This is a genomic window from Novipirellula aureliae (genome assembly GCF_007860185.1).
In the GTDB taxonomy this organism is placed as follows: domain Bacteria; phylum Planctomycetota; class Planctomycetia; order Pirellulales; family Pirellulaceae; genus Novipirellula_A; species Novipirellula_A aureliae.
Map to the genome: position 1 here is coordinate 125,763 of NZ_SJPY01000001.1, position 16,246 is coordinate 142,008.

The following is a 16,246-nucleotide window of genomic DNA, read 5'->3' on the forward strand; positions in this document are numbered from 1 at the left end:
CGGAAAGGGGCTTAGCCAGCCCATTGTGAAAGATTGGGTGATCGCGTTGCAGTTGCCAGCCTGTGGATAAGTTTTTCGGGAAGGTGTCGGTTGCGTTACACTCGATTGCTGAAAATGCGTGTCGGTTGCGTTACGCTTTTGAGCCTAATGCGTGTCGGTTGCGTTACACTTTTTCGAACTACTCAAGCGAACGATCGCGTTCAAGATACTGAAATGCTTGCAGCTTTTTCGCTTACCAATGCTTCCCGGCGGCCGGCTCCAAATGTACTTGTACAAAGTAAGTACTTGAAACAAATGTTTTGCCTTGAATGAATCACTTAGAATTCCCCAGGATGCTGCCAATTGCGGTCAGTGTTCCCTTCTCTGTTTTTCGCGCAGCGGTTGTTGCTTTTGTATTGAGGCTACCGAATAGCTCGTTTTGAAGCTTCGCAAAAACGGCCCGACCTTCTGCTGTTAAATCGTGCTTCGCCCGCTCAAGTCGCTTTATCTCCTCCCACCAATCTGGTGCCGTGCGGTTGCCCTTTGATGCCTTATCGACTGAATCAATCAGAAATGCCATCGGACTCTTCTTGAAGAAGCTCTTTCCGAATCGCTCCATTGCGGCTTGGGTGATATCGCACCACTCGGCCAGTAGGCGAGGGCGATGGCGAAAGCGAGTAATCAGCCGAACAGCCGGCTCTCGCTCAAAGCCGATCGCCAATAGCGATTCCATCATGGGAGACTCTCCCGGCGAGAGCTCTCTTGCTCGCTGCTCCTGGCGGGAGAAGTATCGGCCTCGCGTCATCGATACAAAGTATTTCCCTGTGGTCGTCCGATACACGTTCGCCTCGCTTAGCACCTGAAGATCGATCAGCTTTTTAAGAGCCCGGTTCACTTTATCCTTTCTCACTCGCCTTGGCACGCTGGCACTAAACCCGAGGGTATCGATCGAGAGTTGATCGAAATCCACAGCATGAAGCTGAGCACGCCGAGAGAGAACTTTGCTGGCGAACAGGAACAGACGCCGGCTTGCCGTGTCCAGGGCTCGATATTGCTCCAGGTCGAAGCGAAAGTTGCCGCCTATGGCTTGGACCATCTCAAAGAAGATTGGGTCCCAGGCGATTTTCCAGGCCCGTGATGACCGAGGTTCCGCGGGGAGGCTATAGCTGAAGAACCCAAAGCAGACCTGCCGGTGCTCGCTCCGCATAGGGTCATAGAACGCATCGTTCATATAGTTCACGACCGACAATCGCCGAATCGCTTCGCGAAACTGCTGATACTGCCGGCCACCGCGCCGCGTTGACTGGTTAATTAACCCTAATTGACTCAGGAACCAATGTGGCGTTGCTACCAGTTCTGATTCTGGTTCAGCGCCGCGGAGGCTTAGCGAGAGCAGCCCCCAGAGAAACAGTTCGTCTGATGCAGATAGGCCCAAGGGTGCAAAAACCCGAGTGTTCGCCTGTGAGCGTTTTCCTTCCTGGTTCGGGTACGAGTAGCACGCTGAATAGACTGCGTTCTCAACCAGCGACAACCGAGGATCGAGCGGGCAGAGGGCATGCTCAACGAGCGAGAGCTGTCCTGCGCCGGTGATACGTCTTTCTGTGTTGCTCTTTGGGGGCATCTTCAAAACTTCTTTTGCTTTAACTGACTTGAACTAGCTAGCACGTACAGTCAGCACTGAAAAGCAAAACTGAAATGGGCATAAGGGGCTACCAACGCATCCGCCGGTGACGTCTTTTGCAAATCGCCGTGAGCCATGCAGAGGGCTTGCCTGACCTTCACACTTAAGAATCGGTCATTACTAAGTGTCCCTAACGACTTACGCGGAATTGCCATTGGCAATTGCCTCGCGCTAGAGCAATTGCCAAGCAGGGCAATCATAGACCGAACCTTGCAATTGCCAGCGGACCTTCCAAGCTAAGGGTGCCTGTTTCCTCAGTTATTTCAGTGGGTTGCCAGGAATTGCCATTGGCAATTTGCATTTGGCAACGCTTGTCTTTGACGTGGCAACACCGGCACAGCAGGGCAATCGAGTGACGCTTACTTGAATCCCCGCGAGTTGAAGAACCCACAGGCGGGCTTTTCAGCGATGCGGCTTATACGCACAAAGGAATTCCTTGACGACCTTCGTTCTCTTGTGTCACGGTATCCGAAGTGATTTCACTGGCTTACACAGAATTGCCATTGGCAATTGTCATGGCAAGAACAAACAACGGAGGAAGGTGGAACGGTTCACGATCTGCTTAATCAATCAGAAAGGGGGATGCGGTAAAAGCTCAACCTGTTTTCATCTCGCTGGCTCGTTTGCCGCAGCCGGCTTGTCGGTGTTGCTCGTCGATGCTGATCCGCAAGGCTCACTCAGCCAAGGTTTTTTCGGGCCTGAAGTTGTGGAACAGTTGCCGCTCAGCGAAACGCTCGCGGCGTTGTTTGATGAAAGTCAATTCTTCAGCGATCCGAATTCACTAATTCGCGAAACTGGATTTGATTCCATTTCCATCGTGCCAACTAATCATCATCTCGGTGCTTTCAATATGCCGAGTCCTGAAAACGGCGGAATGCTGCAATTTGCAATTCGCGATTTCCTCGACGAGGTCGATGGCTTTGACGTTGTCTTGATTGATTGTCCGCCGAATCTTTACCAGTGTAGTTGGAACACGATGATTGCTTCGGACTACGTCATCATTCCCGTTCCTCCAGAGGATTTTGGCACTCAGGGCTTACGGGCTGTTCACCAGTGCATTGATCATGCACGCCAGCTAAACCCCGAGCTTCGGCGTCTCGGTCACCTAGTGACTCGCCATGACAAGCGATTGTTGATTCATCGCTCTTACGAGCAGCGTCTGCGCGAAGTCTACGACCAGCTTGTCTTCGAGACGATCATTCCCGAAGCCTCGGCGTTTAAGGTCTCGATCGCTTGTCGTCAGCCCGTTGAGCTTTACGACCGCCGCTCATCGGCGGCAGAGTCCATGCGAACTCTCACTACGGAGGTTCTGGACAAAATCAGAATGAAATTACAGCGGCACGTCGCTTGACTAGGAGGTAACGATGGCAAGCACCCGAGATACATTGAAACTCATCAACAATAGGCTCGATGAGTCCATTGGCGTTCGTGAGCAGGCTTCCGTTCCCAGGCTCAGCCCAGTTGCGAATGCTAAAGACGTGGGCCGGCGTGCGCTTCGTGACTTCGGAACGCTCGCACTGGAAAACGTAATACCGGATCCAGACCAGCCTCGAACCGAGTTCGATGACGAGGAGATCGAGCAGCTTGCAAACAGCATCCGCGAGAAGGGCCAACTGCACCCGATTCGCGTCCGTTGGTCTGATGACCATAGTAAATGGATCATCATCTCCGGCGAGCGGCGTTATCGGGCTACGCTTAAAGCCGGCCTGCCCTCCATTCAATGTCACTTTCAAAACGGTGAGCTTTCAAAGACCGAGATCCTCGAACAGCAACTTATTGAAAACCTTTTGCGGCAAGACTTACGACCCATTGAAGAAGCCACGGCCTTTAGCCAATTGCTTGAGCTAAACAACTGGAGCGGAAAGCAACTGGCGGAGGCTATTCGAGTCAATCCATCAAAAATCACCCGTTCGCTCGCGCTGCTGAGATTGCCGGACGAAGTCCAGCATCAAGTTGAGTCAGGCGAATTGTCCGCGAGAGCAGCCTATGAGCTAACGAAGCTCCCGACACACGAGCAAGTTCGATCAGTGATTGACAGCGAGCCAGACCAAACACCACGCCTTACCATTTCGAAGGTGCAGAGCCAGGTTCGCCAGCGAAAAGGCAAACCCAGCTTACAGCCTCGCGGAGTGAGACAGACATTTGTCACGGAAGAAGGCTGGAAAGTGCTGGTGACCTCACCACGTCGTGGAAACTATGATGAGATGGAGCAGGCACTACTGCAAGCGTTAGACGAAGTCAGGCTGAGGATTGCAAACAAGGTCCACCTTTTATGATGAGCTTGTTGCTTGATTAGGGCCATTCAGTCGTGGTAAAAGAAAAAGGCCCATGTCAAATTGACATGGGCCTGGGAACTTAGGTCGTGGCTAGAGCGAATGCAATGATCATCATAACCCCGTAAATTACGAGGAAGAGGATCGCATTTGCGAACATCTGCCGGGTAGCATAATGTCCATAGCCTCGATCAAGTTTCCCTTTTTGTTTCCGCATCTTCTGCATAATTTCCTCCGTTGTTTTTAGTTGCACTCAATACACAGACCCAACGAGGGGCCGGTGTAAGAAACACAGCGTCAAACGTGGTGGAAATCAGCTTAGGACCTGAAACGTGTCTCCCTTATGTTTGAGAAGCCGGGAGCAGGGCTTGAAATACGTTGAAGACGTCAACCGGATGCTGGCGTCGAGATTTGCGTTACCCAAATTATACCCACCACAATTGCCAGCTTGTAGCTTTCAAGCCGATTTTTCGTGGGGACATTTTGGGGACAGAATGCAACAGAATGGACTCGTTGAGGCATTAGCGAAGTTGTGGAGACGAGCATATTGCAGAATGAAATACGTGTTCAACGCAAATCCAACGCTACCGCAATTAGTCAGTGAGCCTAGTTGTCTGTTGCGTGAAATTTATCCCACTATCCGTTTGTCCCAAAAAATCGAAAAAACTTTTTCTTGAGACACTTCTTGCTGAAAAGCAGGGTGGATCGAGTGTCAAAAGAATGGGGACAGGATGGGGACAAAGTTTGGGATTTGTCCCAAATGCAACTCAAACCTATAATGAGTGGGAATTGATCACTTTTCCCGTCTAGGAAAGGGTTTTCAGTCCAAAACCAACCCGAAAACAGTGCAAAGAAAACGCGATTGACGAGCTTGAGGGCCTAGTGGGAGTTAATCCCGTGGAGGTTCGAGTCCTCTCGGCCGCATTACTAAAATGCCGTAAATTACGGTGTCATATGCGATAAACAAGGGCCTGGGGCGTGACCGCTCCAAGCCCTTTTTTTGTGGTCAAAAGCGACCAGGGGCAAATTAGTGGCTGACGCTAAATTTTGCATTGCAGTTGTATCGCGGGAATTGGCACGCTGCTTGGTCCAAAGCCACTCCTATCTCCTTCGGAGTGCGAATCATCGCCTGGCTACAAACAGACCCGTCCGGGAATTTCTATCTCAGCTTCCGTTTCGGCAGCAAGACGTTCAAACAATCTCTTAAAACCAGAGTTTCGAATCAAACCGACGCTCTCCGTTGCAACCGATGGTTCGTCATATTCAGCGTGCCATGGCCGGCGACCAACGAAACACCAATCCAGCGGACAGCAGCGATCCGATGCCCGCCAGCGCCAAGTCTTTTTGTGGGTCCCATCTGTCACCCTGCTGTCCATTGTACGCTTCTGCCTGCGCGGGCGAGAACGTCATCGCAATCTGCCATTCAAGAATCTCGTAAGTTGCACCAATTGCCATGACACACGAGATACCCATGATTGCGGCGCCAAGTGGTCGCATGTGGGCGAACCTCTGCAAACACTCGGACGCGAGTGGAACGCCGAGTATTCCAGAGGCAAAATGCACCAAGCGATCATAGTGATTTCGCTCCCAGCCGAAGTAGTCAGAGATCGATATCCCTACAATTTGCTCAACGAGGGCGTCGTAGGGCACGAATGAGTAGATCCATCGTGCACCAATCAGATGCAGCCAGACGAAGGCAAGAACACAAAAAAAGGATAGACCGGTTGGGCGAACGAAGATCACCGCGAACGCCAGCAATACGAGACCAATCGATGTTGGAATATGCTGCAGAATCAGCTCCTGCGGATATGGCGCGTCAATGAACGAAAGCGGAATCGCCGAGAGCGTGAGTCCGATGAGGAGAAGCTGGAGTCTCAAAATCGATGTCCAATATCGGCGGACATCACCGAGCCGGGAAAGAGAATGTCCGATTCGAAAAAACTCGCAAACCCGGCTTCGATGCGCATCATGGTTCTGGCTTGTCTTACGGTACGTGATTAGCCGTCCTTCGGTGCACGGCCTGGTTCTGGGTTCCTGACTTCATCGTACTCGTACTCGTACTCGTACTCAGCCTCGCGGTACTCGTACTTGTACTCGACCCCAGCATTGTACTCAGTCGCAGAATCGGCGACGACATCCGATCGTGCAATCATCCGGATTGATGGATGGTGCCACCCACTAACCTTTGTCCTAGCCGGGCCAGACGTATCGCGACCGAGGCGGTGAAACAGCTAGCTGAGCCTTAAGTCCACGCCATTCGAGCCGACCTCCGTTTCACCGAGCCACTTCATCCTATACAAAGTCACATCGAACACCACTCACCATACCTTGAAAAATCTCGGGGGCTTGGGGGCTGGCACCCAATCACGCTGGGCTCTTCACGAAGGAATTCGGAAATCTTTTTCCGAATCCGTATTGACCAAAAGTAAGACCGTCGCTGTCCCTACGCTCTGGTTCCTGGAGATCCGCGATTTACCCGCTAAAACGGGCATTCAGCAATTAGTATACAACGACCGATACAATGGGTACAATCGAGTCAAAGAGGAGAATAGCATGTCCATTGATGTCCCAGCCGAATTTGAGTCATTTATCGAATCCCTCGTCGCACGGCGACGATTCTTGTCCACGAGCGAGGTCGTCGCAGAAAGTCTTAGGCTTTTGCAGTCCAGGGAGGCGTTAGCCGAGGAGGTCCAGAAGGGATTCGACCAGATTGATGAAGGACGAAGCGTAGACGGCCCAGCGGCGTTTGCGAAATTGCGGAGCCGGCTACAAGAACACCTTGCGTCTTAACGATGCCAACATTTGTTCTATCCGACGCAGCGGAAACCGATATGGCAGGAATAGGGGAGTACATCGCTGGTTAAAACGTTGCAGCCGCAATCAAGATGCTAGATCGCATTGAGGAAACGTGTCAGATGCTCGCGGAGAATCCCGGATTAGGAGAAATTCGCAAGGGCTTTGGTGTTCCCGTCTGCCGGTCATTCACCGTCAGTCGTTATGTGATTTTCTTTCGGCCAAACGGTAACGGTGTCGACATAGCGAGGATTCTTGATGGAAGCCGCGATCTCTAGATCGTGATGCGAGCGCGCCCCGTCGGGTAACGGCACGCGTCAGCGGGCGGCCGCGAGATGCCTTGACTTCAAAACTGGACTGATCGCCGATTGCGTTGCACGCGATTGTTACGCCGAATTTTTAGCGAGGCGCGCGACCCGATCCATCAGATTTCGATATTGTCCGCGAATGCGTACATCCGAATCGCGTCAGGGAGCGAATGAAGGAAACAGCGCACGCGCTCGATTGTTCGATTCCCAAACAAACCACATTCTATCAGGGCCAAGGCGCAGTTGGCGAGTTCGAGTGTTTCATGTCCGTTTGACGTCATAATAATGCGTAACAGGCACTGGTCGCGAAACTTGTTTCGAAGTGTCAGCGACAATCGCGGTATCGGCAATTCTCTCGCCAATTGGTGAGTGCCAACCCAGATAGACCCCATTCGGCCAATCGTCCTGCGGATTTTGCCCTGTGATCCGGGGACCGCGTCCATACAAAGTATGCTCGACGTAGTCGCGATATCGATCTCTTGGATGTTTCATGATTCGTTAAAGGGTAACGGTAGCCGTCCTTCGGTGGACGGCTTGGTTCTGGCTTCCTGACTTCATCGTACTCGTACTCAGCCTCGCGGTACTCGTACTTGTACTCGACCCCAGCATTGTACTCGGTCGCAGACTCGGCGACGACATCTGATCGTGCAATCAACCGTGTCAACATCGACACGATCCGATGCAATATTTGCTTCCGTTGGCGATGGCATTCATCGTTCATGCTATCGGTTGCCGCAAGCACGTCTTGGATCGCAACACATTCCAACGCCGAACCGCGAGCGATATCCAGAAAATGACTGCGATCTTTGAGACTACGCTTCCCGTTGCCTTCCGCGATGTTCAGCGGAATCGATTGAGTAGCGTGGAGCCATTGATCGCGAGCATGCCGGTGGCAACCATTGAGATCCTTTGCAATCGCGAATGACGACGCAACGTATTCGATGGAGAGACGATAAACGTCGAGTCGATCGTGGTCGAAGATCGGTTGGGTCATGAGTGCCCCGATTCGAGTAGGAGTACGAGTACCGGCCGACGCCTAAGTACGAGTACGAGTAGGATATCACTTCGTGTCAAACTGGTAGCCGTCCTTCGGTGGACGGCTTGGTTCTGGCTTCCTGACTTCATCGTACTCGTACTCAGCATCGCGGTACTCGTACTTGTACTCGACCCCAGCATTGTACTCGGTCGCAGACTCGGCGACGAGATCCGATCGTGCAATCATCCGCGTCAACATCGACACGATCCGATGCAATATTTGCTTCAGTTGGCGATGGCATTCATCGTTCATGCTATCGGTTGCCGCAAGCACGTCTTGGATCGCAACACATTCCAACGCCGAACCTAGGTCAAACATATTTATGCAGAATGATCCGCTGAACCTATCGATTTGATCTGTCGTTGGGGGACGCGAACAATTATCGCGACGATGCGGTGACTTCCCTCGAAATTCGCAAGGGTGTCTATCAAGCTGTTTGCTTTGGCGGATAAAAATAGTTGCGATTGTAGAATAGTCACGCAATGCGGGGCCGAACTTGCTCTGGAACACTTTGTAGAAAATCGACACCGATTGGAACGGGGAACGCTCACGCTTTCAGGGAAGTGCGTCTCAATTTAAAAACACCTATTTAGCGAATTAATTCGCTAAATGAGGTTGCACTAGCGAATTAATTCGCTAACATAACAGAACTAGCGAAATCTTTCGCCAAACCGTTCGTCAAAACCAGGAGCCGTGAAATGTCGCGTCCATCATCGTCGCAGCCAACGGAAGTTGAGCTGCAGATACTTCGCGTATTATGGGAGCAGGGGCCGTCGACGGCTCGCCAGATTCACAATCGACTGTCGGCCGAGCGTGACACGAATTACTCGACAACCGTTAAAATGCTTTCGGTCATGCTGGATAAAAAATTGGTCAAGCGAGATGATCGCGTGCGGCCCCAGGTGTTTCGCGTGGCAGCGTCGCGGCAGCAAACTCAGAAAAGTATGCTGAAAGATCTCATTCAAAACGCCTATGACGGGTCGATCGGGAGTCTTGTGCTTCAAGCTCTGTCGTCAGAAAAAGCGTCACGAGAGGATTTGGCCGAAATTCGTCGTCTGCTTCAGAAATTGGAAGGAGGTGAGAAATGAATCACTACTTCGATCAATTTGCACAGAGTCACTGGGTGCAAAGTATAGGCTGGGCATTGCTTCATTCGTTTTGGCAAATTGCCCTGATCGCGGTCTTATATGCCATTGCGGCGATCGTGTTCCGCAAACGCACGCCAGCGCTACGGTATCTGCTCGGGTGCATCGCGATGGCTGCGATGCTGCTTGCCCCGATCGTTACACTTTACGTTCTACAAAATTCGATCCGTCCTGTCGCAAGCGAATTCACGGAACTGCCCAGCACTGATTCACTCGGGCAGAGTGAGCCACCTGTTGCCGCTGATCAATCGACGTGGGAAGTAGCTAGCGTACCGACGGCAATCCCCGCGTTCACGCCAGATTTCCAAGCGGACTCTCGCGACCTCGCTGCTGAGGCTGACCGTCCTTGGTTTATGGAACAAGCAACGAGCGTCGTTCAGCCTTGGTTGCCGGTTGCGACGGTCATTTGGCTGTTAGGAGTGATGCTGTTATCGCTGCGGCCACTCGTAGGGTGCCTTCGCGTGCTAACTCTCAGACGTAGTGGGCTGTATCCTCTTTCGGAAATTCACTGCCAACTCTCGGAGCGACTGATCGAGCGACTTGGTGTACCGCATGTCGTCGAGTTTGCTCAGTCGACTTTGGTTGAGGTTCCAACCGTGGTTGGCTACTTGCGGCCAATGGTACTCCTGCCGGTTTCAACGCTGACGGGGTTGACCATCTCGGAGCTAGAGCTCGTTTTGGCTCACGAATTGGCGCACATCCGTCGGCACGATTACCTCTTTAATCTTTGCCAAACGCTGATCGAGGCGTTACTGTTTTACCATCCAGGGATGTGGTGGGTCTCGAGCCAGATTCGCCAAGAGCGAGAAAACTGCTGTGATGACGTGGCCGTGGCAATGAGTGGTGATCGCGCTACCTATATTCGAGCTCTGGCCCAACTTGAAAAACACCGTGTCGCTCCGCCTGCACTCGCTGCGACTAATGGATCGCTTCTTACGCGAGTACGACGACTGCTTGGCGAGCCCCAGTTGGAATTTGGTCACCGAAAATCAAGCATCTTGCTGACAATCGTGATGACTGCAGGAATCACCGTGACGGTTGCTTCCCTGGTGGCGTCTCCCAGCGGGAACTCGGAAGCGGCAGAAAATTCACACGAGACCATCGAGGCGGAAGCAAACGACGATATCCCCAGCCAGGAAATCCCCAGCCAGGAAGACACGCTCATGAACTTCGATAAGCTGGTGGGACAGAAGGTGGCGGGCGTTGTCCGTGAGGCGAAGCTGCCGTTTGTTGACGAGCCGCGTCTAGCCGACATCGAAGCCGACTTCGCTGGGTTCATTTCGGGAATACCACATGGCACGCGCACCGTTGGCGCCTCCGTTCCCGCAAAACAACGACAAGCCATTCTGACGGCGATCGAAGAACATGGTGCCAAGCATCTGCGAATCGACCAATTTCAGCCTGGCGATCTGCGTTCGATCAACCAGGCCTATCTGGGGCTACCGGATCGCCTGCTCACGATGAAGTGGAAACTCTATCAAGCGATTACTCATGCTCGAACGCTGGATGCTGACAAGCAAGCCAAATTAAAAGCACAACAAGCGTGGATGAGGCAACACATTCAATCTCTTCCCAACTACAAGTCATTCACCAAGGAAATGGCGTTGTCGGGCCTGGAGGAACGCCTTGCCGATCCGCTGTGCGTTACGCTCGCCTACCCGATGACAGACCAGCAGTTTGTTTTGTTTCAGGACCAACTTCAAAAGTACAATTCCCAGGAGCGTGAACTGGCTCATGTGGTTTCGCACATCGTGCAACAGAGCCTGAATGCCCAGTACCGCGACTTCGGTGATTTTGAGTTGCCGTTCGACGATCGCGTGGTCAGCTACGGCGCTGGCCGTATCGTCCACCTAGGTTTCCAGAGCAATCGTCCGTTTGTTAGCTCATCGAAGAGTATCCATGAGATCGAAAGCTCCGGTACGGTTATCGATGCGACCACCGGGAATTTGGTCACCGCGCCGAATGATTCGCGTGAACCCGGAGCCTTTGCGCGGTGGCTCAACGAGCAAGGAAAAGGCGATTTTGGTTTCGACGATGCTCGTGATGGCGGCCTGTTCGCGGTCCGCGGGGCGAAGCTGGTGAAGCTTGAAGTAAACACGTGGGTCGAGGCCGATGCGATTAGCAATGACGAATTGCGAGCGTTGCTGGAGGGGCCAACCGCCGGACGCACCGTATCGCTCAAGAAACATTACCAGGACTACCAACGCGACAATTCCCCCTCACCTTGCTACGTGGGCGTCGTGACCCAAGAAGGCAGGTTGGCCGTTGTTGCGGTCGAGGACTTTAGTGGCCGCAACAGCATCATTTTGCGAACACGCGCTCGATCGGCACTTCCCAAGATGGTAACGACGGAACTTTCCGATAACGAAGTGACACTTTCCTTTGATCGGCCTGCTCATTGGGTTGAGCGAGAGATTAAGATATCAGGAAACGCTCTCTTTCGTATTTGCGGTTATCGTCAGCCAACGTCGGAAGCTGACGGTACGATCCCAACGATCAAAGTTGAGTTCCAGGACTATGGTCATCCTCACAGTATTGATGTCACGGCCAAACAGAATCCCGCCGCGACCATCAACAAGGTACTGACTGTTGCGGGCGAACCGGCTCGTTTGATCTCTTTCAAAATCGCGGGCGTCGGAGGCCAGAGCCAGCCACAGCGAGAACTAATGCGTCTGCTGTTCGGCAAAGGTACTCGGGCGTATGACCTGACCTTCGTCTACCCGGCAAGTCAGCGGCAACAGTACGTCGAACTGGCTTTGGCCGTTGGTAAATCGATCCGTATTGCTCCAAACGATAATGCATCAGAGGAAGTCGACGAGCCACCCACAGGTTTGGAGTTCCTAGCCGGCATCCCTGAATTCGCTGACTTGCGAATTGGCATGTCGGAAGAAAGGTTCAAGGAAGTCATTGCAACGCACAAGCTAACCATCGATAAGGACGACGCGTCAAGCAATCGCCGCACCTATACGCTCACGACACCTGCTGGCGACGGGGTAATAGTAATGTTTGAAGGTGGCGAGTGCCGTGGCATTCAGCGGATGCGGCGGTCTGTTACTCCGAAGCATGAGTCCCAAGACTGGGGCGACGCAACCCACGGCGTGCAATTGCGAATTCACAGCCCCGAGGTCCGTGAGGATCAGGGGCAATGGAAAGTATTATGCAAGACCGATATCCGTGCAGCCGAAGAACGCATTCTGCCGCACTATGGTGCACCAATTGACGAATACGCGATTGAGTGGGACGGCAAATGGTACCGCGAGGTGGATCGGGGGGCGAATGTCGCAGCAAGTGTTGGACCCTCGCTAGCGCTAGAGAGAGACTCGATGCAAACGGTGATCTCGCCTGATCACTGGGTTGAGGAGTCGACTGGGCAGTCGCTTGGCGAACTATCGTCTGGTAGACACACCTTGCGTATCGCATTGCCGCTTGTCCACTCGAATGAAATCGATTCCAAGCGACCCCTGCGAGCTGTTAGCAATGAGATCGAAGTGGACGTGCCCGAAAATGACCTAGGCACCACTCCTTGGGGCACACCCAATCATGGCGTACGAGTTCGGAGTCAGCTTTCCAACATAAACGACAAGCAAGTTGTTACCGTTGAACTTCTAAATACCAGTGACGCGTCCTGGTTAGTAGAACCGCCCTCATCGATTGGTCGTTTTGTCCTGTCCGATTGGAATGAAACCATTCTGGAGGCTGGAGTCCAGGCTCCCTTGAAAACCGAATGGTTTCGCCACGAGCAGACCGAAGTGACGACCATTCCTTCCGCCGATGCCAAGATTTTGAAACCGGAAGAAACGATTGTTCTGCGTTCCTTTCCGATCAATGGCAACTGGGTGTCGCAGGATGATGCGTCACGCAAGCTGGTTGATGAGCTGGATTGGAGCAATCGATCCCTGCAGTTCACACTCCCCATCTTTCCTGTCGATGAGGAAGGAAAACTCCCCGAGTTTGAGGATTGGGACGACATCGCCGTTTTGGTCGCAGGGCAGCCATGGGGAGTGAGACCGAGACTGCCTTTGGCTGCGGGGCAGCCGATGGTGCTTCCCGCAGGCAAACGTGATCACTCATTGCGCATCCAAGGTGACCACCGTCAGAGCGGGACGGTCACCGGAAGAGTCGAAGGAGATTTTGGGCCCTATCTCGTGCTGCTGGAACACGAAAACTGGAAGGACAAATTGGGCGAGCTGCCAAACCTATTGGTCAAGTCAGGCGAGACTTTCCAGTTCACCAACGTGCCCGTTGGCCAATGCACGGTAACCGCCAAACCGACCCTCGCCATCAACAAGGGCAAGCATCTCGAGAAAACTCTTTCAACAACCGTCGAAGTCAAAGACGGCAGTACAGCAACCGCCGATCTTTTGTCTGAATCAGAGCCCCGCGAACAGTCTGCTCCACGAACGTCCACACTTCCCGACGTCGACCGCCGCGACATCGACACCGTACTTGATCTCGGCAGTGGTGAGTTCATCGAGAACTTTTATAGGTCAGGAGACTTCGGCAAGTTCAGCGAAATCGGCAAAGGTGATTTGTGGCAGGATGGCCCGAATGCGATCGGTACCGTGCGTGGCGGGAAAATCGTATTCCCGGACGGCCGTAAACCGATTCGAGCCGAGCAGCAAACTCGTGCATACGAATTACCCGAGCTGCCGTGTCAATTCGTTGTGATCACGGCGGAAGGCCGTTCGTTTGACGTCGAAGTCACAGCGAAAAATGCAGACGGACTAACGATCCAATACATTGAGAAAGCAATCCCTCGCGTTCGCATCGATCCCTGGGAAGACATGGAAGAGTGGCTGGCGACACGCGCCGTCAAACTACTTGCGTTGCAAGGGATAGAACGTAGTGCAAGAGGATCGGGAGACCCCGATTTACGAATTGCCAAACTCTACGATGCCGAATGGAACGGGGGCATTCACTTGCCCGACGGCCAATCCGTTGCCGAAGCATTTTATCTGAGATATCTCCCGAGAGCGAAGACCTCGATGGAACGGTGCGAGATCTACACGCAGCTTTCAGTATTATTCTCAACCACCTTGAGCCGAGAACTCGGTGAGGAAAAAGATCTTCCCAAAGCACGCGAGTACGCTCGCAAGGCGATCGCAGAAGAGCCCGAACGGATTAGTCGAGCAATCATTCGCGCTCGGCTGCGTACCTTTGGGTCCGACATGCCCCGAGACGAGATTTTCCAGAAACGGCTGAATGTCTATCAATGGTTAACGTCCTGGGATGAAACGTCCATCCGTGACACCTGGACGCCCACACGCTTTCATCCTTATCAAAAGGATTACTATTTCAACGTTTTCGTGAATCATTGGAAGAATGTAACGGAGACCGAAGCCGCGAATCTGGTGAGTTCAGCTCACGACGACCCCGTAAAGCTCAAACAGATCATCGACACCGTGCCGGGGACAGAAGCAGCCGAACGGGCAGCAGAGAAATCAGTTGCTCTGAATGCCGTAGAAAGAGCGGTTACCGAAACGGCTGGTAATGAATCTGGACGAGCCGGTGAACGATTCGCTGGCCTTTACCAAGGCAGATTGGGCGAAAAAGTCCTTACCTGGCGAATCCTCCAACACAACGGTTCCTATTATTTCAAAGAAAATCCAGACTCAACAACCACGCCTGACCATCAGAAATTCACCTTGATCGATGGTTCGCTCGTGGGGGAAGATCCGGCCGAACGATTCCGCTTCACGCCTGATGAAGCTTCGGGTGGACTGATCTTTGAAAAGTGGAACAAGAAAAGCGGTGAATCCCAAGGACGCATTGCTCTAAAACGTATGGAGGAATCGACAGCTGAGACGAACGTGGAAGAATCGAATGAAAACACACAGACACATCCAGTCCCATCCATCCGCCCGGAGAGCAATAATATCGTCAGAGGCCTCTCATCACGTTTAGAGCGAATTGCGCCCAAGGGGCATGCACGCGTCGGCGATGTCTTGCACTACGACCTCATTGTTAAAAACGAGACCGACGAACCGATCGAGTTCGACTGGTCCACTGGGAGCATGTGGCAACCCGTCGTCGATGAACAAACTCGAACGATCATGCTGATGGGTTCATTCGCGGGCAGCGGTCGTGTCGAGCAGCAGCATGTGGTCGTACCTCCGCAACGAGAGAAGGTGATTCACCATGCTCGTTACCGGATCACCCAGGGGACTACTGATGATACATCGTTACCGTTGCCGTTAAACGTTACGCCGGGAGATTACCAGATTCTTGCGGCCGGCGTCTGGGGATCGACACCACGAATGGATATCCTCATCCGGCCAGCAGCTCGTTTTGAAGTTCGCTTGACGCTGCCCGAAGGCGTCAAACAGCAACCGAACGCCGACTCGGTCGTTTGGCGTGGTGAGGATCGTCAGCAGCAGACACTCTACCTCGATAGGCAGATCTATCTGGATGAAGACGATGTCATCGCCGCAAAACTCCTGGCCGGAGATAGCAACCAGCTCGCTAAGGTAGAGTTGCTATTCTCTAAGGAAGCGGAAAGTCGACTTCGTGCGATCACGCAAACCGCTGCCCTCGAGTTCCAACGCACAGGTGTCGAGCGTCGACTGGCGATTTTGTTGAATGGCAAAGTAATCTCAGCATCGTTGATCGAGGCAACGGCGTCCAATAGGATCGTGGTCTCAGGTTTATCCAAGGCGCAGGCCAGAGATCTTTTGGCGTTTCCCATCGCTCGATCAACGGAAACGGATCCGGTAATTGCTATCCCCGGCGAGACCGACCCGGAACCAAGTGTGGTCGAACTTGTCATCAGCAAAGAACGTGGCGGCCAGATCTCGCCGGGGGGCATTGGATATGTGCTGGACAACGAGCTGATCACGCTGGACAAACTTCAAGAACGTTTGCAGCAGAAACTCAAGGCCACACCGAATCTGAAATTGCTTATTCGAGTTGATCCAGAAGTCCAACACCAAGCCGTGGCGGTTGTGTTGCGGCTTGCCGAGGCAGCCAGCGTAAAGAATATTGAGTTTGCGATCGCGGACGGTTGAAAGAACGAATCAAATCCAGAGGGCGAT

General features: G+C 52.8%; 12 protein-coding genes. 6 read left to right on the forward strand and 6 right to left on the reverse strand.

The window, feature by feature from the left end; genetic code table 11:
- Positions 1 to 313: 313 nt before the first annotated feature.
- Both Q31b_RS00545 and Q31b_RS27745 read right to left on the reverse strand, forming a co-directional pair.
- On the reverse strand, positions 314 to 1,600 hold the full coding sequence (locus tag Q31b_RS00545; protein WP_146597756.1) for a hypothetical protein: 1,287 nt from the start codon (positions 1,598 to 1,600) through the stop codon (positions 314 to 316).
- A gap of 50 nt (positions 1,601 to 1,650) precedes the next feature.
- Positions 1,651 to 1,815 (reverse strand): hypothetical protein, encoded by a 165-nt coding sequence (locus tag Q31b_RS27745; RefSeq protein WP_197170702.1) that lies wholly within the window; start codon positions 1,813 to 1,815, stop codon positions 1,651 to 1,653.
- 386 nt (positions 1,816 to 2,201) lie between these two features.
- Here Q31b_RS27745 and Q31b_RS00550 point away from each other — a divergent pair, with 386 nt between their 5' ends.
- Both Q31b_RS00550 and Q31b_RS00555 read left to right on the forward strand, forming a co-directional pair.
- The gene (locus Q31b_RS00550) at positions 2,202 to 3,011 is read left to right on the forward strand and encodes a ParA family protein (RefSeq protein WP_197170704.1); all 810 of its coding nucleotides are present in this window, start codon (positions 2,202 to 2,204) and stop codon (positions 3,009 to 3,011) included.
- A gap of 13 nt (positions 3,012 to 3,024) precedes the next feature.
- Entirely contained in the window at positions 3,025 to 3,936 is a 912-nt protein-coding gene (locus Q31b_RS00555; RefSeq protein ID WP_146597758.1) for a ParB/RepB/Spo0J family partition protein, read from the forward strand.
- A gap of 1,260 nt (positions 3,937 to 5,196) precedes the next feature.
- On the opposite strand, the gene Q31b_RS00560 is transcribed toward Q31b_RS00555, so the two are convergent.
- Both Q31b_RS00560 and Q31b_RS00565 read right to left on the reverse strand, forming a co-directional pair.
- Positions 5,197 to 5,811, reverse strand: a complete 615-nt coding sequence (locus tag Q31b_RS00560; protein ID WP_146597759.1) for a DUF2238 domain-containing protein — start codon at positions 5,809 to 5,811, stop codon at positions 5,197 to 5,199.
- A 119-nt stretch (positions 5,812 to 5,930) separates the two neighbouring features.
- Positions 5,931 to 6,086 (reverse strand): hypothetical protein, encoded by a 156-nt coding sequence (locus tag Q31b_RS00565; RefSeq protein WP_231617194.1) that lies wholly within the window; start codon positions 6,084 to 6,086, stop codon positions 5,931 to 5,933.
- Between the two features lie 262 nt (positions 6,087 to 6,348).
- On the opposite strand from Q31b_RS00565, the gene Q31b_RS27750 reads away from it, so the two are divergent.
- Both Q31b_RS27750 and Q31b_RS29520 read left to right on the forward strand, forming a co-directional pair.
- On the forward strand, positions 6,349 to 6,723 hold the full coding sequence (locus Q31b_RS27750) for a ribbon-helix-helix domain-containing protein (RefSeq protein ID WP_197170707.1): 375 nt from the start codon (positions 6,349 to 6,351) through the stop codon (positions 6,721 to 6,723).
- 89 nt (positions 6,724 to 6,812) lie between these two features.
- On the forward strand, positions 6,813 to 7,004 hold the full coding sequence (locus Q31b_RS29520; protein ID WP_390622302.1) for a type II toxin-antitoxin system RelE/ParE family toxin: 192 nt from the start codon (positions 6,813 to 6,815) through the stop codon (positions 7,002 to 7,004).
- Positions 7,005 to 7,359: 355 nt separating this feature from the next.
- Here Q31b_RS29520 and Q31b_RS00580 read toward each other — a convergent pair whose 3' ends face one another.
- A complete protein-coding gene (locus tag Q31b_RS00580; RefSeq protein ID WP_231617195.1) occupies positions 7,360 to 8,028 on the reverse strand; it encodes a four helix bundle protein in 669 nt (222 codons plus the stop codon).
- Positions 8,029 to 8,094: 66 nt separating this feature from the next.
- On the reverse strand, positions 8,095 to 8,388 hold the full coding sequence (locus Q31b_RS00585) for a hypothetical protein (RefSeq protein ID WP_231617196.1): 294 nt from the start codon (positions 8,386 to 8,388) through the stop codon (positions 8,095 to 8,097).
- Between the two features lie 380 nt (positions 8,389 to 8,768).
- On the opposite strand from Q31b_RS00585, the gene Q31b_RS00590 reads away from it, so the two are divergent.
- Both Q31b_RS00590 and Q31b_RS00595 read left to right on the forward strand, forming a co-directional pair.
- A complete protein-coding gene (locus tag Q31b_RS00590; RefSeq protein WP_146597762.1) occupies positions 8,769 to 9,158 on the forward strand; it encodes a BlaI/MecI/CopY family transcriptional regulator in 390 nt (129 codons plus the stop codon).
- Positions 9,155 to 16,219 carry a M56 family metallopeptidase gene (locus Q31b_RS00595; protein ID WP_146597763.1) on the forward strand — a complete coding sequence of 2,355 codons (7,065 nt, stop codon included), beginning with the start codon at positions 9,155 to 9,157 and terminating at the stop codon, positions 16,217 to 16,219. The genes Q31b_RS00590 and Q31b_RS00595 overlap by 4 nt, the downstream gene beginning before the upstream one ends.
- Positions 16,220 to 16,246 lie beyond the last annotated feature (27 nt).